9 protein-coding genes are annotated in these 18,067 nt (G+C 64.9%); 4 read left to right on the forward strand and 5 right to left on the reverse strand.

All coding sequences use genetic code 11. The features are described from left to right. Positions 1 to 25 precede the first annotated feature (25 nt). From H6718_02820 to H6718_02835, 4 genes are read left to right on the forward strand one after another with little or no spacing between them, the layout of a single operon-like run. Positions 26 to 340 (forward strand): YbaB/EbfC family nucleoid-associated protein, encoded by a 315-nt coding sequence (locus tag H6718_02820; protein MCB9584299.1) that lies wholly within the window; start codon positions 26 to 28, stop codon positions 338 to 340. Continuing rightward, positions 340 to 948, forward strand: a complete 609-nt coding sequence (gene recR / locus H6718_02825; GenBank protein MCB9584300.1) for a recombination protein RecR — start codon at positions 340 to 342, stop codon at positions 946 to 948. Before H6718_02820 ends, recR begins: the two co-directional genes overlap by 1 nt. Before the next feature lie 58 nt (positions 949 to 1,006). Beyond that, on the forward strand, positions 1,007 to 1,411 hold the full coding sequence (locus H6718_02830; protein ID MCB9584301.1) for a RidA family protein: 405 nt from the start codon (positions 1,007 to 1,009) through the stop codon (positions 1,409 to 1,411). Between the two features lie 48 nt (positions 1,412 to 1,459). Next, a complete protein-coding gene (locus H6718_02835) occupies positions 1,460 to 2,719 on the forward strand; it encodes a hypothetical protein (GenBank protein MCB9584302.1) in 1,260 nt (419 codons plus the stop codon). A gap of 95 nt (positions 2,720 to 2,814) precedes the next feature. Here the strand turns inward: H6718_02835 and H6718_02840 are convergent, their stop codons facing one another. The 5 genes from H6718_02840 to H6718_02860 form a co-directional block, all read right to left on the reverse strand. After that, entirely contained in the window at positions 2,815 to 3,792 is a 978-nt protein-coding gene (locus tag H6718_02840; GenBank protein ID MCB9584303.1) for a hypothetical protein, read from the reverse strand. 145 nt (positions 3,793 to 3,937) lie between these two features. Then, positions 3,938 to 4,834, reverse strand: coding sequence for a hypothetical protein (locus tag H6718_02845; GenBank protein ID MCB9584304.1), 897 nt, complete (start codon positions 4,832 to 4,834; stop codon positions 3,938 to 3,940). A gap of 271 nt (positions 4,835 to 5,105) precedes the next feature. Then, positions 5,106 to 5,981 (reverse strand): aminotransferase class IV, encoded by an 876-nt coding sequence (locus H6718_02850; GenBank protein MCB9584305.1) that lies wholly within the window; start codon positions 5,979 to 5,981, stop codon positions 5,106 to 5,108. A 33-nt stretch (positions 5,982 to 6,014) separates the two neighbouring features. Continuing rightward, a complete protein-coding gene (locus tag H6718_02855) occupies positions 6,015 to 6,686 on the reverse strand; it encodes a lysophospholipid acyltransferase family protein (GenBank protein MCB9584306.1) in 672 nt (223 codons plus the stop codon). Positions 6,687 to 6,733: 47 nt separating this feature from the next. After that, the gene (locus H6718_02860; GenBank protein MCB9584307.1) at positions 6,734 to 17,971 is read right to left on the reverse strand and encodes a tetratricopeptide repeat protein; all 11,238 of its coding nucleotides are present in this window, start codon (positions 17,969 to 17,971) and stop codon (positions 6,734 to 6,736) included. Positions 17,972 to 18,067 lie beyond the last annotated feature (96 nt).

Genomic DNA, 18,067 nt, shown 5'->3' on the forward strand with positions numbered 1-18,067 from the left:
GAAGCAGTCGCGGGGCGCACCGGGGATGAGCATGGCCGGTGGTGAGATGATGCGTCAGGCCGCGCGTCTGCAGCGCAAGCTCGAAGCTCGTCGCAAAGAACTGAAAGATCACGAAGTGTCCCACAAGGGGCTCGGTGACAAGATCGAGGTCACCGTCACTTGCGAGGGTCGCGTGAGGCGCATCGAGGTCGACCCTGAGTTTGCTGCGAGCGAGGGACTGGAGTTCACGTTGGACGCGGTCGTAGCCACCATCAACTCCGCGCTCGAGGCAGCGGACAAGCTGGCGCAGAGTGAATACGACAAGGTGACTGGTGGGCTGCGCCTCCCCGGGATGACCTGATGATCCCGGACGCGCTCTCGCGCTTGGTCCACCTCCTGGCGAGGTTACCCGGCGTCGGTGAAAAGACTGCCCAGCGCTTCGCGCTGCACCTGATCGGTGATGGCGGCGATCTTGCGCCTCGCCTGGGCGCCGAGCTGGTCAGCCTGATGGAGCGCATTCGTCCCTGCGAGCGCTGCGGAAACATCGCCGAGGTGGACGACGCCGGACACGCCGAGTGCGGCGTGTGTCGCGACCCGCGGCGCGACAACAAGCTCTTGTGTGTGGTGGCGCGCGTACAAGACCTGCTCGCGGTGGAGCGCAGCGGCGCCATGCGCGGCCGCTACTTCGTGCTGGGCAAGCTGCTCTCCCCGCTCGACGGCGTCGGTCCGGATGACCTGCCCCTCGGTGAGCTTGGCCGACGCATCGAGCAAGATGGCGTGGAAGAGCTGATCGTGGCCACGCCACCGTCGGTGGACGGTGAGGCGACGGCGCTCCTGCTCTCGCGTGAGCTAGGCGCGCGGGTGCGCTTGTCGCGCATCGCGAGCGGCGTTCCCCACGGCGGCGATCTGGAGTTCGCCGACATGATCACCCTGGGGCGCGCCATCGACGGCCGCCGCAAGCTGGATTGAAGTGTTCTTCGCCGCCGCGCTTGCTTCAGGAGCCAGCTAAAGGCCAGGATCCCGCCCAATGACTCAGCCCGCCGCTCGTCAAACCATCCAAACCAGCGACGCCCCCGCTGCCATCGGCCCGTATAGCCAGGCGGTGAGGACGGGCGATCTGCTCTTTCTCAGCGGACAGATCCCGTTGGACCCGAAGAGCGGGGAGCTGGTGAGCGGCAGCGTCGCCGACGAGACGCATCGCGTGATGCAGAACCTGGGCGCGGTGCTGAAAGCTGCCGGCTCGGGCTATGGCGACGTAGTCAAGACCACCATTTACCTTATGGATATGGCCGACTTCACTCAGGTGAACGAGGTCTACGCCACGTACTTCGACGAGAACCCCCCGGCCCGCGCAACCGTTCAGGTCGCCGGACTTCCGAAAGGAGTCCGCGTGGAAATTGACGCGATCGCGCGAGTCAGCGGACAGGTTTGAACTAGCACTGTAGGTCGCCCCCCGACCGCAGACGACACGGAGCAACCGATGAGCAAGTCACAAAGCACCTTCTCCGATCAGCAGGTGAGCGCAAAGGCGGACCAGGCCTTGGCCGAGTTGAGCGCCGCCGGCGATGCTGCAGCGCAACTGATCGACGCCTGGGTGGCGGCAGGCAACGCCGAAGCCGTTCTCGCGGCAGCCGACAGCAGTCAAGGCACCTGGCGCAAGAGCGCTCGGCGTGGCCTGAACGTGCTGAAAGCTCGCGGCGTGAGCATTCCGGTGGCGAAGCGCGTCGCCCGCCCCACCAAGCAAAGCGCGCGTACCTGGGAGGCCTGGCTGATGTCCCCAGACGCGACCGGAACCGTAGCGATCATCATCGCCACGCGCGAGCCCGCGGGACGCTACAAGGCGTGCTTCTCCTTCGCGCGCGACGGCGCGGGGATTTTCCGCGTAGAAACCGGTGAGTTTTCTGCAAGTGCGCTGCGCGAGGCAATGGATAAGCTCATCCCCGGCGCAGGCTACAAGCCAGTGAAGGTGCCCCTCGAGTGGGCCCGCGCGCGGCTCGCCAATTGCCGTACCGCACACCGCACGAACTCGACCCCGGAGCCTCTGGGACTCAAGCGAGCTGCCGAGCTGATCGAGCCGGCCCCGAGCGATACGCCCACCCATCCCTTCGACGAAGAAGGTCTGGAGCTCTCGGCGGAAGACGCGCGCGAACTCGCGGAGTCCTCCGGAGACCTGCACCGCCTCCCAGAGTTTCGCGCGTGGTTTCCCACGAAGCCGGCGGTGGACGAGCTGCTGATGGAGGTCGGCAAGACGCTGAGCCCGGGCGTGGAGCCTGATCAGGACAAGCTCAACCAGACCCTGGAGACGAAGCTGCTCGAGGCAACGGACCGCTACTTCTCACCCCAGCGCCGTGAAGACCTACTGCGCAACATGAAGGACGCGGCGCTCAGCGTGCTCGCCAGAGAAGGCGAACAAGCAGCGCTCGAAGTCGTGGCTGCGATGCGCATGATCGAGGCGCGAGGTCTGATCACGGATCCGCCGAGCGAGCTGGCGTTTCTCCGCGGCTTCTTCCAGAAGGCGCTGAGCTTGCTCGCTGCCAGGGACGGCGGAGCGCTACGCATCCCGATCCCTGGGCTGCCCCTGGGCGTCAGCCCCGAGGCACCGGAAAACCCTGCCGAGGCACAAGCCTCCACCGAAGGAGCGGAAGCGGCGGCCGAAGGCGCGGAGGAAGCGAAGTCGGCGGAGGCAACGTCCGCAGCGGCTGAAGGGGAGACGCCCTCGGCGATCGATAACGAGTGGTGATCCCGTAATCCCTACGGAATCACTGCCGACAAGACATCAGCGGGGCGACACGAGTCGCCCCGCTGCGTTTTGTACGGCCTCTTCGCCAAGGCTACCTACTGCGGGTCGAGGTAGTGCGCCCACAGGAAGCACATCTCGTCCTTGAAGCCGGTACCGAAGGTCACGTCCTGGTCGGTGTAGTTGTCGTACTCGCACTTGAGTTGCAGCGAGTCGCCAGCCTGAATCTGGAGACCGGGATCCCACGCATCGAAGGGCGGCGAGTCCCAGTCGTTGGACTCGTGGATCAGCTCGCTGCTACCGTCGTTGTGCTTGAGCTCGATGGTCGCGTGAGTGCCGAGGGAGTGGGTGTGAGATGTGAGCGCGACCAACTCCGCGCCAGGGACCAACGAATACTCTCCCTGCACCGTCTGCTGGGTGTGAGCCGGCAAGAAGATGCTGAGCTCACCAGTGAACAGGAACTGCACTTGCCTGAGGCCAGAGTCGGCCGGAGCGAGATCGAACTCGATGTCTCCCCAGATGTCTTCGGGCGCGCCGCTGAAGTAGTTGATGTAGTGCAGCTCGAGGGCGATGCTCTGGTGCGCTTTCACGGCGACTCCAGTTCCCTGAGGATACTCAAGTTCGGCAGCCTTTTTCTCTGCGATGAACAGCGCGCCGTCGGGATGGCTGAACGCGCCACAGGGACTCGCGGGCTGCGGCGGGCCATTGGAAGTCGAGATGATCAGGTGATGGCTGCCCTCGGTCAGCGTGGTGCGCACGCGACGGATGACACCGGGCACTTCGTTACCGAGATCGAGCGTCACACACTGGGTCTGCTCGTCTCCTGGTGCCGTGTTGAAGGGACCAACTCGCAGTGACTTGGAGGTGGTGTTGCCTTCCCCACCACTGCCTCCAGCGCCAACCCCGGCGCTGCCGCCTTGACCGCCACCCGAGGAGCCGCCCTGGTTCGAGCCGCCCTGGTTCGAGCCGCCCTGGGACGCCCCCGCTGTGCCACCGTCGCCGCCACCCGAGCTCTCACCACCGCAAGCACCCAGCAGCAAACACAAGCTGCCGACCAACATCGTCACGCCGCGCATACTGGATGGCTCGCACGGTCTTCCGAGCGCGGCTACTCGCTTCTGTTACCGCGGGAAAACTCAGCACAAAGCAGTGCGCGGCTGCGAATGCAGCCGCGCACGGTGTGTGAGTAATGCTCGGGTTGCTCTGCTATGGAGCAAAGACTCAGTAGCTGACGAGGATGTCCGCGCCGGGACCATCAGCCGTCACGACGTAGTTTGCGCCGCCAGCGTTGCAAGTCAGCGTCTTCGAGTTGCTGGCTGCCTCGTTGATGCTGCAGGTGCTGGGGTTGCCCATGTCGACGGAGTTGGTCGCGATGGCTTGGACGCTGAAGTTCCCCGTGGCCGGCACTGCGAGCTCGATGTCGCCATTGTCGGCGAAGATGGTGCCGCCGCTACCGCCAGGGGAAGCCACCTCGACGAATAGGTCACCGTTGCCAGCCGTGATGTTCACGTCGTTCGCGAGGCCGGTGACCGACGTGCTGCCGTTGTCGCAATTGACCGTTGTCGAGACCACGCTAGTTGCCGCACGGATGTCGCAGGAGCCGTTGTCGCTGAAGATGTCGAGCGCGGTCGCGCCGGCGACGCCCTTGACCTCAGTGCTACCGTTGCCCTGGTTCAGCTTGATGGTGCCGTTGAAGCCGGGGGGCAACTTCACCACGACGCTCACAGAGTCCACGCCGCCGCCGGGAGCGCGGACGACCGCGTTACCGTTTGCGTCGCCGGCCACCTGGGTGTCGTCGTTCAGCGCCTCGAGGGCTGCGGTGAAGTCCTCCGCAGGCGTGTCATGCGCCTTGCCAACTCGGGGAGTCGTCTCGACGACCACGGTGTCGCTGCTGCCGTTCACGATGGTGATGGAGCCGTTCACCGTCTTCACGTCGAGGGACGCGCCAGACTGGTAGTTGACTTCGGTGACCTTCGGATTGGCCGCCTGGACGTACTTGAGCGACTTGCAGGTGGTTCCGCCGGTTTCCTCGTTCTCGGAGCACTCGGCGCAGCCGGTGGTGTTGACCAAGATCCCAAGAGCGAGACAGCTAAGCGTGAGGAGTTTGAAAGCGTTCATGTGGTCCCTCGCAAATGCCGCCTTTGGATGCGGCACACGCGCCAAGCGGCGCGGACATCGTTTCGTGGCCCTGGTCGGGCGCTGTAATCATCCTACGGGAGAAGGTCAGCCGTCTTCCCGAGGAATGTCCGTCAAAGCACCCCCGAAAAAGCCGTCGACCAGCCCCATGTTAGAGCCAGCAAACAGGACGAGGGCAATCGCTCGACTATTCAAAGATCGCTGGGGCGGAGCGCCTCGAGTCTGTGACGCGGGGCAGTGAACCACGCCGCGGCTATCCGCGCCTGACGAACTCCCGAAAAGCCTCATGGAGTCGCTTGGTTAGCGGACCCGGGCGAGCATCGCCCAGCGTCTGATCGTCGACCCGCACGACCGGAAGCAGCTCACGAATGCTGGACGAAATGAAGACTTCGTCCGCCTTCACCAGATCATCGAGCGTGGGCGCCTCGAACTCGATGCGGAGCCCAAGTTCACGCGCCACCTCCAGCACTCCGGCTCGGGTGATCCCCGCCAAGATCCCAGACGACTCCGGAGGCGTGACCAAGACCGAAGAACCCTTTGCGTCGTGTCGGAACAGAAAGAGGTTCGATGTCGCACCCTCGACGACATGCCCATCGGCATCGAGGATCAGCGCTTCCGCCGCACCTCGCGCCTTCGCCTCCTTCATGGCCAGCACCGACGCGAGGTAGTTCCCAACCTTCGCCCCTTCGGCGAGGGTGGAGTCGGTAGCCCGGCGAGTGTGGTGAGTGATCACGGAAATACCGTCGGCGTAGGCGGCGGCAGGGGGGGGGGTGAGTGGCGTCACCAAGATCACGACGAGGGGTGAGACTGCGAGATCCGGCGCCAGCCCGAGTTCACCTGAGCCCCGGGTCACCATCAGGCGAATATAGCTCTCCGGGTTGTTACTCGCTGTGACCACCGCATGCACCTGGCCCCGCAGTTGCCCTACGGTAACGGGGAGGTCTATGGCGACCCGTTCAGCGCTACGCGCGAGACGCTCGAGATGCTCGTTTAGAGCATACGGCTTGCCGTCGTAGGTACGGATCGTCTCGAAGACGGAGTCCCCATACAGAAACCCGCGATCGAAGACGCTGACCTTTGCGTCAGCTGGGGCGACGATGTTGCCGTCGATGGATACGAGAGTGGCCATCTGCCCGTCCAGTTACACCCGTTGCGGACCGGGTCAAGGCCCCCGCATGAGCAGGGGGTGAGGTACGTCGCTCGGTCCCTTGGAACCTTCAGACCAGGCCCGCAAAGCGCGCTCCGCCTGCCGTTCGGCGCAATCGAGGTCCTCCGTCAGCCTGTCGGCGCTGCTCGGTTCCGAAGCGTCGCCGATCACCACACACACACGGCTGAATGGCAGCGGAAGCTCGAAGCGATCCCAAGCACGCCGGAATACGAAGCTCCGTCCGAAGGCGATACCGAGCGGAACCAGAGGAGCACCTGCCAAGCGACTCGCGAGCACCGCTCCAGGTTTTGCGCATCGCCGCGGTCCTCGAGGGCCATCCACCGCGAGCGCGACGTCCTGCTCGGGCAGACGGCGCACCAGCTGACGCAGCGCCGCCCCTCCCCCCTTCGACGACGAGCCGCGCACCACCGTCAGCCCGAAGCTCTGCATGGCCGCGCTCTGCAGCTCGCCGTCTTTGGACCAACTCACGAGCACCTGAGTCGGTCGGGGACGCGGTACCCTCAGCAGACCTAGCTGCTTACCATGCCAGAACGCAAACACGCTCGGCCCCGCTGGCAAGGAGCCAACGACGCGGACCCGCAGCGTCCAGAGCAGCAGGCGCACCGCAAACGCGAGACCCCGACCCAGGAGGCGTCGGCCGCCCCCACTATTGCCCCGCGGTAACACTTCAGGAGGAAGTATCCGCGGGGCGACCGCTCGCGGGTCCGAAGGGGTCAGCCCTTCAGCTCCGCGAGCAGGGTCTTTGCCTCTTCCAGGTCACCATCCGCCTGGATCGCGCGCTCTAGCATCTGCACCGCCTTGGGCTTTTCTCCCAGGCCGTTGTGCACCTTTCCGAGGTTGAGGAACACCTCAGCCTTGGTGATGGGCGACGAATCGTCGAGCTTCTGCAGCAGCAGCGCGCGGAACATCTGCTGGGCCTTCTTCATGTCGCCCGCTTCCAAGCTCACGCTGCCGAGCTGCTTGAGCACGCTCACGTTGCCAGGCTCGATACGGAACGCCTTGTCCAGCTCCTCGAGGGCGCGCTCCTTCTCACCGTCCGCGAGGTAGGCGGTCGCGAGTCGGCGGTGGATGTCGCCAAGCTCCTTCGAGCGCTTACCACCGTAGCTCTCCACGATGCGCTCCAGCACCTCGACCGCCGCCTTCCCTCGGCCGCTGCCACTGTATGCGTCGCACAGGGCGAGCATCAGCTCGCGGTCGTCGGGCTTGAGAGCGCTAGCGCGCTCGAGCATCTCCGCGCTGGCAGCCACGTCCTTGCGCTGCTTCGCGTGGAGCTCCGCCGCCTTGACCAGCAGCTTGACCTTCTCTTCGACGTCTTCCGTTGCCTCGGCGTCGTCAGCGATGTGCGCCGCGAGCTTTTCCCATGCGGAAAGTTTGGTATAGAGCGCTGCGACGCGGCTTCGAAGTTCGGCGTTGCGCGCGTCGTGGCTGAGCCCGCGCTCGAGCGCCTCAGCAGCGGCCTCTGGCCTGTCGAGGCGCTCGTAAGCGTCTGCGAGCTCGGTCGCCAGCTTCAGCGCTTCTTCCCCGGAGCTCTGGTCCAGCAAGCGGCTCAGCATGTCCGCCTCGCTCTGGTGCTCGTTCTGAGCGCGGTAGAGCCGCGCCAGTGCTTCAAGCGCGCCGCGATGAGCGGAGTCACGCTCGAGCACCGAACGGTAGGTGTCGATGGCCTTCTGGCGATCGTTCAAGCGCGAGTCGTAGATCTCGCCCAAGCGCACCTCGAACGTCAGCTCGGCGTCGGTGTCTCCGCGTTCCTTCGCCGCTTCGATCTGCTCCTTGAGCAGCTCGGCCAGCTCTTCGTCGCGATCCGTTTGCTCATATAGCTCGCTCAGCGCGACCACGGCGTCTGCACGACTTGGTTCGTCGTAGAGCACTGAACGCAAGAGCTCGATCGCCGTATCCGGCAGATTGAACTTCTCGCGGTTCAGCTGGGCGAGTTCCATCCGCAGGTCGCTGCGGTCGCTCGGAGAGTCGGCGATGTCGACGAGCCGCTCGAGCAGCCGCCCGAGCTCATCGTGGCGGTCGGCGGAAGCAAACAGCTCACGCAGCGCCTTCGATGCCTGAGCATCCGTCGGGTCGTCCTCGAAGAGCGCCTCGAAGAGTTCGATGGCGCGGTCCGAGTCCTTCAGCTTTTCCTGAGCGATGGTTGCCGCACGGAGACGCAATTCGCGCAAGATGCCAGCGTCGGCGCGCAGCTCCGCGCGGCGCACCAGGAGATCGAACGTCTCCTGGTAGTCCTCAGCCGCCTCGCGAAGCTCCGTCAACTCCGACAACGCCCAGAGGTTCCCGTCGTCCAGGGCCAAGAGCTCCCGCAACAGCGACTCCGCTAACTCGCTGTCGTTCAGGCCGTTCGCGAGGTCCCTGGCTTGCTGGAACAAGGTCTCCCGCATGCTCACGTCGAGCTGCAGCTTGGCGCGGCGCCGCAAGGTAGCGATCAGATCGCGCTCGCGACCATCTGCTGCGCGTTGCAGCTGCTCGAGCTGCAGCAACACCTCATCACTCTCCGGGTCGTACTCCAGCGCCTTGAGCAGTGCGGCCTCCGCGGCAGCCTGATCCTCCACCTTGTCGCGGTACCAACTCGCGAGCTTCAGGCAGAGCTCCTTGGCAATGTCGGGAGATAGGTCCTGCTTGGCGTTGATCGCGTCGCGCAGGGCGGCTGCGGCGCCTTCCCAGTTGCTCGTGATCGGTGCCAAGCGCTCGAGCTCGGCGAGCAGCATCCCGTCGCTTGGGTCGTCGTTCAGGCCCTGCTGAAGCACGCGCTGGGCAGCAGCGGCGTCCTGACAGTCGTCCTCCAACACCTTGGCAAGGTTGCGGCGCATGTCGATGCGCTCGGTCGGCGAGTCTGCGAAGCCAACGCGCTTCTCGTACAGCCCCGCCAGATCCTGAGTGCGACCAGCGGAGCGGTAGACCTCCTCCAACAGCTCTGCGACCTCTTCGAACAAGTCGCGATCCGAAGTGAGCTTCTCCAGTGCCTGCGCCGAGTCTTCGTGACCAGGCACGCGCTCGAGCGCCATGCGGAGGGAGGCAAGGCCGCGTGCCGGCTCCGAGAACTTGTCGATCTGAACGGTGGCCAGACGATGGTAGATGGCAGCCTGTTCGCTCTCCGAGGCGTCGAGCAGGGCTCTTCGCTCGAGGATGTCCGCAAGAGACTGGAAGTCCTCCACCTTCTCGTACAGTCGGTCCAAGGCAAGCAGCAGATCCGCCTGATCGCCGGCCTGCTCCACCGCGCGCGAGTAGGCATCGATAGCGCGCTTCGGATCGCTCAGGTGCTCCTCCGCCACGGCACCGAGCCGCGAGTAGAGGTCCTTCACCAGCTCGGGATCGAACGTCGCCTGAGCGCGCTCTTCGAGAGCCTCGGCGTACTTCGCGAAGCCATCGCTCTGTTCAGCGAGACGCACGATGTCACCGTGAAGTTCCGCTGAGTCTGGCGTTTCGCTCAGGGCGCGCAGGAGCGCGTCCAGAGCCTTCGCGGGCTCCTCCAGGTTGATCTCGTAGACCAGACCGATGGTGCGCAACGTCTCGCCGCGCTGCAGGGGGTCGGTCTCGACGCTGAGCCGCAGCTCCAGCACCTCGACGAGCTCCGCGTGCGCAGCGCTCTGACGCAGCACTGGCACCAAGATCTCGGCCACGATGCTGCGCAGGTCCTCGTGCTCCTCACCTAGCTTCCGCACGGCAGCGCGGGCCTCGGCGTCTTCCGGCGCCTCGTCGAGCACGAGGCGATAGGCGTCCAGGGCCTCATCAAAGCTCTGAAGCTGCGTGCCGAGGATATCGCCGATCTGCTTTCGCAGTGTAACTCGGGCGGATTGATCTTCCTCGGTGCTGGCCTCGAGCTTGAGATTGTCGAGCAGCTCTGGCCAGCGCTCCTCGGCGCGGTAGAGCCGATCCAGGCCGCGTAGCACGGGCTTGTCGCCAGGCTTCGTGCTGAGGGCTCGCACCAAGGCGTCGATGGCGCTCGGCCGGTCCTCAAGACGCTCTTCGTACACCTTCGCGGCGGCGACCAGGAGGTCGTAGCGGAGGTCAACGTCGTCCTCGTCGCACAGCTCGACTCGCTGCTGGTACAGATCGACCAGGCGCGAAGCGTCGCTCGCTCCGGACTCTTGCTTCTCGAGGTAGAGATCCGTGAGGCAGTCGATGGTGAACGCGCTCTCGGGGTCCAGCTCGATCGCGCTCTCGTAAGCCTCGATTGCGCCAGACCTGTCCTCCAGCATGTCGCGCCTCGCTTCACCGACACGCCGCCAGATGCTCGCGCGCTCCTCATCGTCGAGCACGAGATCTGCCTTGGCCACGAGGACATTCACCAAAGCGTCCCAGTCGCTGAGCAGTGTCGCGAGTTCCTCGATCTTCGCGACCGGTTCGAGGTCTGCCTCGTCCACCTCGCGCAAGCGCTGGTAAGCGTTGAGCGCGGCGCGCGGGTCGTCCCGGTGCTTGTCGTGGACTTCCGCGAGGTAACTCAAGACCTCGCGTGCGCTCAACAAGTCGGGCTTCTTGTCGAGCATGCTGGTGTACGTCTTCGAGAGTTCGTCCCAGGCGTCTGTTGCTTCGGTCAGGCGCTGGTACTCACCGCGGACTTCCCCGTCCTCGGGGTCCAACTCGAGAGCGGCCGCGAGGGCCCGTCGAGCGCGGTGAGCATCGGAGCCTCGCTCCTCCCACAGGCGTGCGGTCTCACGCAGAACGGCCACGCGCTCGATCGGATCTTCCGCTAGCTCGTAGCGGTCCTCGTTCAGCTTGATCTGGCGACGCCAGTCGTCGGCTTCTTCGTAGAGCGGGCGGAGAATCTCCACCACACGCTCCTTGTGCTCGGGATCGTTCAGTAGGGCCTCGAGCTCGACGACCGCTTCCTTGTGACCAGGAGACGCCAGCACGATCTCTTGCAGCTGATCGATAGCGCGACCCGTGTCCGAGAGTTCGCTCTTGTAGAGCTTCGCTAGGTCCAGACGGTAGCCGGCTCCTGCGCTGCCCCCCTGCGTTTCCGCGCGGCGCAAGTATAGCTCCGCCAGGTCCTCCCAGCGCTTGGACTCGCGATACAGCTCCGTCAAGGCCTCGAGGGACTTGTTGTCCGAAGCTTCCACATCCAGAGCTTGGACGTACGTGAGGATGGCCTCCTCCGGCTGGGACAGCTTGGTGCGCTGGAGGTCAGCGATCACGTGGAGGACTTGCAGCCGGTCTTCGGGTTCGTAGCGATGGTCCAGCGCTTCGCGGTAGAGGGAGACGCGCTCCTCGTGCTTCTCGGTCTTGACGAGTAGTGCGTCGATCGCGTCGAAAAGCTCACGGCTCTCGGGCTCGAACGCCAGAGCCTTGCGGTAGTAGTCGAGCGCACGCTCGTGGTTCCCGAGGTCAGCGAACAGCTCACCCGCGCGCCGCGCAAGGCGCAGAGTGCTCTCATCGGTGACGCTGTCTTCGAGCTCGGAAGCGTAGATCTCAGCGAGGCGCCGCTCGGCGCCAGCCACCTTCGCCAAGCGCTCGAGTTCGGAGATGGTGTTCTCGTCCTCGATGTCCTCGTGGAGGAGCTTCGCGATGGTCTCTAGAGCCTGCGCGTAGTCTTCCTCCTGCTCCTCATACAGCTGGGCCAGGCGGGTCAGGAGCTCCCGACGCTCTTCCGGGTCCTGCGAGAACTCGAGGCGAGCGCTGATCGTGCTCATCACCTTCGAGAACTCACCTCGGCGCAAGTACACCGGTTCTAGTAATGAGGCGGCGCGGGCACGGTGCTCGGCCTCTGGAGCTTCCGTCAGCCAGCGCTCCAACACGGCGATCGCCGCTTCGTAGTTGGCGTCCTCCTCCAAGGCCGCCTCGATCTCGTCGAACGCTCGGGCCAAGTCGTTGAGCTTCTCCGCTGCGACTTGAGCGATGGCGACGTGCAGCTTCGCGGCATCGTCTGGCGTTGCATCCAGCTGACGCTGGTACAGCTCGATCAGCTCGTCCCAGCGTTCAGCCTTCGAGTACAGCTCGATGAGCGCGCTGATCGCCGCCGGATCGAGTTCGAGATCCAGGATCGACTCGTACACGTCGATCGCCTGTGAGCGCTCTTCCAACACCTCGGCCAACAAGCGGGCGCGACGGAATAGGAGCTCCTTGCGTTCGCTATCGCTCTCGGCAGCCTCGACTCGACGCTCCAAGATCTCAAGCAACCGCGGGCCGTCGCCGGCTTCTTCGTACAGCGACTCGAGCGCCACCAGGGCGGTGCGATCGTCAGACTGAAGCTCAAGCGCCTTGGTGTAGTACTCGCGAGCCAGCTCACGATCCCCGAGCTGGTTGCGCGCGAGCTCGGCGATCTTCAGCGTGACCTTGAGCTGCACCTCGCCGTCGAAGATCTCCGGAACGATCTCGCACAACAGCTGAACATGGGCGGGCTGCTTCTGGGTCGCACCGGCCAAACGCTCAAGCTGCTCGAGCCAAGGTGCGAGGTCCGTATGCCCCACGGCAACGCGCACGGCGCGCTCGGCAAAGGCAAAGGCGCGCGCGGGGTCCTCGAGGGGGCCATCGGCGACGCGCAGCGCCGCCTCGAGGCCTTCCAGCTTTCCGAGCGGATCGTCGAGAGCACCGATCTCGATTTCGAGCACCTGGAGCAGGCGTTCGTGGTCGCCCTCTTCTTCGAAGATGGGCCGCAATATCCCCGCGGATTCACGGCGCGCATGGACTTCCTCGTGTTCCAGCAACTTCTCGAGGGCGGCGCGGCTCGCGCTGTGCTTGCTGTCGACGGTGAGCGCCTCCCGATAGGTCTCCAGGGCGCCATCCACGTCGTTCAAGCGCAGGTTCCTGAGGTCGCCTAGCTTAGCTAGCAGGTCGAGGCGCTGCTCGGTCTCGCTGACGAGATCGAGATGAGCTTGATAGGTGTCTCCGAGTTCATCCCAACGCTCTGCGGCGTTGTAGAGCCGCTCGAGGGCGACCAGCGTTTCCTCAGCGGGGCCAAACTCATCCTGAACGGCGCGCCATGCGTCGATGGCTTCAGCGCTGTTGTCGAGCTTGTCGCTCAGAACCTGGGCGCGACGCACCATCAACTCGCGGCGTACGTCACCCTCGGCGCCACCGTCAGAACGCCGCTCGAGCACGTCGACGAGCTCACGCCAGCTCTCGGTCTTCTGGTAGAGGTCGTCGAGAGCGACCAGCGCAACCGCGTCCGTCGGATCGTCCTCGAGTCGCGCACGCCACGCCTCGATCGCGCCCAGGTTGTCCTCGAGGATGTTCTGGGACAGCTCGCCCAGGCGACCGAGCAGCTCGCGGCGCTTGTCGCCGTCGGCTTCCAGCTTGACCTGGATGCGCAGCATTTCCGCGAGGTTTTTATGCTCAGACTCTGCGGCGTAGATGCGCTCGAGCGCGCGCGCAGCAGGCAGAGCCAGAGTCGCGTCGTCGCGATCCAGATCCAATACCAGGCGGTAGGTCTCACCGGCCTTGGTTGCGTCGTCCAACAGGTCTTCGTAGATCTGCGCGACCTGCATCAAGATCTCGCCCTTGAGCGCCTGATCCTCGGCGGTCTCCGCTGCCTTGGTCAGCACTTCGGCGACCCGCGCGTGGGAGCCGAGTCGGCGCCCGACGTCGAGCAGCCGCGCCCTAGAGTCCACGTCGAGGGGATCCAATGGGACCAGCTCTGCCAGCGCGTCGAGGGCGCCCTCGTCCTCGTGCAATCCCTCGTCTCGCAACACCGAGATGCGCCGCAAGAGTTCTTTGCGTTGCTCCAGCCGCTCGTCAGCGTCCTCGCCGTCTCCGCGCAGGGTCTCGAGCTGTACCGCGAGCACTCGCACCAGATCGCGGGTCTCGTCGCGAGACTCGTAGACGGTCTCCAGCATGCGCGCCGCGCGACCGCGCAGCTGACCGATCTCGAGCAGCTTCTCCGCGAGCTCCCGGGCCTCGAAGTCATTCACTTGCTCTGCGAGCACGGCCTCGATGTGGTCCACCGCAGCGTCGGGTCGATGCAGACGCTCGAGGAACAGTGCGGCGAGCCGCTTCTTGAACTCGAGCAACTCGTCGCCGACCGCGGTCTCCACCCGTTGCTCCAGCAGGCGAGCGAGGTCCTCATGACGCTCCTGGGAAGCGTACAAGCGGTCGAGGGAGCGGAGCGCCGTGTCGTGAACGGGATCGATCTCGAGAATGCGCTCGTAGTGCTTGGTAGCCTTGGCGGCGTCCTCGATGATCTCCTCACAGATCAGCGCGACCTCCACCAGCATGTCGGCGCGACGACCGGGGTCATCGGTGGCGAGCGATGCGCGCTCGTAGAGCGCCTCGAGTTCCGACCAGCGCTCGGCGGCGGTGAGGATGTCCTTCAGGCGAGAGAAGGCGCGCTCGTTACCCGGGTTCAGCTCGAGCACCTTCTCGAGGTAGGGCGTCGCGCCCATCGGGTCCCCTAGCTTGTCCTCGTAGAGCGCTGCGGCTCGTTCGCAGAGCTCCGCCTCGATCTCCTTGGGGATCTCCCGACTCAACATCTCGCGGTAGCACTCCGCGAGCTCCGTGGGCCTGCCAGAGAGCGCGCAGAGCGAATCGGCGCGATCCCAGAGGGATAGTTCCGTGGGGTAATCGCGCACCGCGCGTAGCACGACGTCGAACGCCGAGCTGTAAGCGGTGAGCTTCTCTTCGTGGACGTCCGCTAGGCGGTTGTAGAGACCCAACTTCTCGCTCGGGTCACTGGCGCTCGCGATCATCACCTCCAAGGCCTCAGCCTCGCGGCGCGCCTCACCCCCGCTCGCGTAGGCGGTCGCGAGGACTTCAGCGGCGCGTGCCTTGGTCGCTTCCTTCTCGACCAGCTGTTCCAGCACTCGCATGGCTCGGCCGTCGCCGGGTTCCAAGTCCAACGCGCGCACCGCCGCCTCAAGGGCGTCTTCAGGGCGATCCAGGCGCTGCAGGTAGAGCTCCGCGAGCTCGACTTCGCGCTGTGCGCGCTCGGATCCGTCTAGCTGATCGCGATGGCTCTCGATCACCTTCGCGGCACCGGCGAAATCTTCCGAAGCCATCAACAGGCGAGGCAGCGCCGACAGTGCGACGACCTCAGTCGGGTCGAGCTCAAGCACTTTGCGGTACAGGTCCGCAGAGCGAGCCGGCTCCTCGAAGACTTCTTCTTCGAGCGTGGCCCACTCACTCAAGATGCGCACGCGGTCGATGTCGCTCCCGGCGTGCTCCACGCGCAGACCGAGCAGCCAGCGCAACTCGTCGCGCTTGCCCTCCCGACGTAGAATCGACTCGAGCGCGCTGGCGGCGTCGGCGTCCCCCGGGTCAGACTCGAGCAAGCTCTTGAACGTCGCCACGGCCTCGTCCGCCTTGCCGAGCTCGTCCGCATAGACCCGCGCGAGCTTCAGGCGCAGCAAGCGCGACTCCCCATCGGGGATCTCCGCATCCGACGTCAAGCGGCCTTCGATCGCCTCCACGAAAGTCTGCCAGCTGTTTGCCGCACGGCAACTCTCTTCGAAGATGGTGAGCGCCTGATCGCTGCCCGGAGCGAGCTCGTACGCTTGTCGAGCGTAGCCTGCAGACGCGTTGCGGTCATTCAGCTTGCCCCCAGTGACGTCAACGAGCTTGCCCAGGAGGTCCAACTTCTCGGCATCCGACTCGCTCTTCTTCAGCAACACATCGTAGAGAGCCGGTAGCCGGGCCCACTTCTCGTCGGTCTCGTAGATTGGAATCAGGGCGCTCGCGGCGCGCGCGTCTTCGGGGTCCGTCGCGAGGATGCGCTCATACGAGCGGAACGCGCGGTCGGGGGCGTCCAGCTTGTCTTCGTAGACCTTTGCCGCGCGGTAAGACAGATCGATCTTGGCCTCGGGCTCCTTCGCCTTGTCCGCCGCCTGGCTCAAGACATCGGCCAAGCCGTCGAAATCGTTCTGTGACGCGTAGAGATCTTCGAGCCCCTCGTAGTCTTTGCGCTCGAGGAAGGCGTCGCGAAGCGTGCGCAACGCACGGCTGTTTCCGGGCTGTAGCTCGAGCACTCGACGCCACGCGCGAGTGGCGCCATCGAAGTCAGACAGTTGATCGCCGTACACGGCACCCAACTTCTGCAAGACGCTGAGCCGTTCCTTCTCCCCCTCTTCGAGTTCGACGCGACGCTCGAGTGCCTCGGCGAGGACTTTCCAGTTCTTTCCGCGCTCGGCGTAGCGCTCGAGCTGGTCCAGCGTCGCGCGATCGCTCGGGTCGGCCTCTAGGGCAGCTTGGAACAAGCGGATCGCGTCGTCCTGACGCTGTAGACGCTCAGCGGCGAGCTTCGCCATCTCCCGCGTGAGCTCCAGACGTCGGTCAGCGTCGACACTCTCGAGCTGCCCTTCGTAGAGCTCATAGAGCGGCGCCCAAGCGCGCCGCTTCTTGTACAGCTCTTCAAGGCGTTCACGAGCTTCGGCGTCGGTGGGGACCGCCTCGAGCAGGCGCTGGTATGCCTCCGTCGCGTTCTGCACGTTGGAGAATTGATCCAGCCAACGTCGCGCGACACCGCGCAAGATGGTCGCCTTCTCATCGACGTCGTCGGTGAGCTCCGCCAAGCGCTGCTGGTTCGTCAGCAGGTCGCGCCAGCGACCGAGCTGCTCGTACAGCCCAACCAGTTCGCGCACGGCCTCCACGTCGTTGCCGTCGATCTGCAGGATCTGGTTCAGCACCGTCACGAGCGCGGTGTCGCTCTTGATGAACTGACGATACGTAGATGCCACTTCCCGGAGGATCCCCAGGCGAGTCTCGCTGTCGTCCTTGTCCGCGCGCTCCAGCTCCTGACGCAGGAGTTCGACCAGGGCGTTGTAGCCTTCCGTCTTGCGGTACAGGCGCTTGAGCGCGTCTCGCGCTTCGGTGTTGTCGGGATCCTGGCGCAGTACTCCCTTGTACTGTTCGATGGCCTTTTGAGCGTCCTGCTGGCTCTCCGCGAGCTTGGCGATCTGCTGGGTGATCTCCGTCTTGTCAGGCCCTTCGGTCATCACCTTCTGAGCGGCCTGGAGCACGCTCAGCAGACGACCTTCGTCGCCGACCTTCTCCGCGTACTCACGGAAGAAGTTCAGCGCCAGCGGGTTGCTCGGTTCGAGCTTGCGGATCCGCTCGAACCAGGGCTCGGCGTCCTCCACGTTTTCGAGCTTGCGCCAGTGGAGCATGGCGATCTGCAGCATGTCTCCCAGGCGCTCGCTGCTCTCGAGGGACCCAGAAAGCAGCTCTCGCTCGTACACGCTGACCAGCAGATCCCAGCGCTCGAGCTTCGAGTAGTGCTCCGAGAGGAAGCTCTTCGCTTCGGGATGGCTCGGCACCAGGCCGAGGACCTTCTCGTAGGCCTTCGCTGCGGCTTCAGCGTCGGAGTTCACGTTCGAGTGCAAGCGCCCAAGGCGCACGCCCGCGGACACCCGGTCTGCGTCGCCTTCCGCACGATCGATCAATCGGTCGAGCACGACCGCGAGGGCCTCCCATTTTTCCGCACGGCGAAGTGCCACCTCGAGCATGCTCGCCGCTCGCACGTTGGTCGGGTCGAGCCGGACCGCCTGGTCCAGGCGCTTGGCGATGCGATCGGCATCCGCTTCTTCGCCACCAAAGCGCAGCTCCATCTCGGCAGCGCGCATCAACATCGAGCTCTTGTAGACGTCGTCCGGAGCGTTCTCCGCTTCCTCGAGGTAAGACTTGGTCATGTCTGACCAGCGGCCCTTTTTGCCCTCGGCTTCTTCGAGCGCCGTCTTGGCCTGACTGTCTTCCGGGAGGAGTTCGAGCACTTGCAGCTGCGCCAGCTCGTGGTCGTCTTCGTTGAACAGACGATCCTGGTGCAAGCTTGCCAGCTCTCGTAGGAGCTCGACCTTGCCGCTTTCCGCGTGGTCTACCGCGAGCTCCAGCAAGCTCGCAGCCGCCGACCACTCACCTCGCTCCTCGTGGCGCTGGCGCGCCGCAGAGAGCAAGCGCATCAGTTCGTCTCGTTCTAGGTCCCCGTCCGGTTGCTTCAGCGCTTCTCGGAGCGCCCCCCACGCGTCCTGCGAGCCGGGGTCGTCTTGTAGCTGTCCAAGCGCTGTGCGGATCGTGTTCGAATCCATTCCTCACCCGTCGAATGCGGCCCACGTTCCCCCTCTTGGGAATTGGGCTCGATGGCGGGCGAGAGTACGCCGCGGGCCCCCACACTACAACCCCGC

The organism is Polyangiaceae bacterium, assembly GCA_020633205.1.
Taxonomy (GTDB): Bacteria; Myxococcota_A; Polyangia; order Polyangiales; family Polyangiaceae; genus JAHBVY01.

Coding starts and splice junctions, on each gene's coding strand:
- H6718_02820 (MCB9584299.1), top strand. CDS start 26: ATGAGCATGGCCGGTGGTGAGATGATGCGTCAGGCCGCGCGTCTGCAG.
- recR (MCB9584300.1), top strand. CDS start 340: ATGATCCCGGACGCGCTCTCGCGCTTGGTCCACCTCCTGGCGAGGTTA.
- H6718_02830 (MCB9584301.1), top strand. CDS start 1,007: ATGACTCAGCCCGCCGCTCGTCAAACCATCCAAACCAGCGACGCCCCC.
- H6718_02835 (MCB9584302.1), top strand. CDS start 1,460: ATGAGCAAGTCACAAAGCACCTTCTCCGATCAGCAGGTGAGCGCAAAG.
- H6718_02840 (MCB9584303.1), bottom strand. CDS start 3,792: ATGCGCGGCGTGACGATGTTGGTCGGCAGCTTGTGTTTGCTGCTGGGT.
- H6718_02845 (MCB9584304.1), bottom strand. CDS start 4,834: ATGAACGCTTTCAAACTCCTCACGCTTAGCTGTCTCGCTCTTGGGATC.
- H6718_02850 (MCB9584305.1), bottom strand. CDS start 5,981: ATGGCCACTCTCGTATCCATCGACGGCAACATCGTCGCCCCAGCTGAC.
- H6718_02860 (MCB9584307.1), bottom strand. CDS start 17,971: ATGGATTCGAACACGATCCGCACAGCGCTTGGACAGCTACAAGACGAC.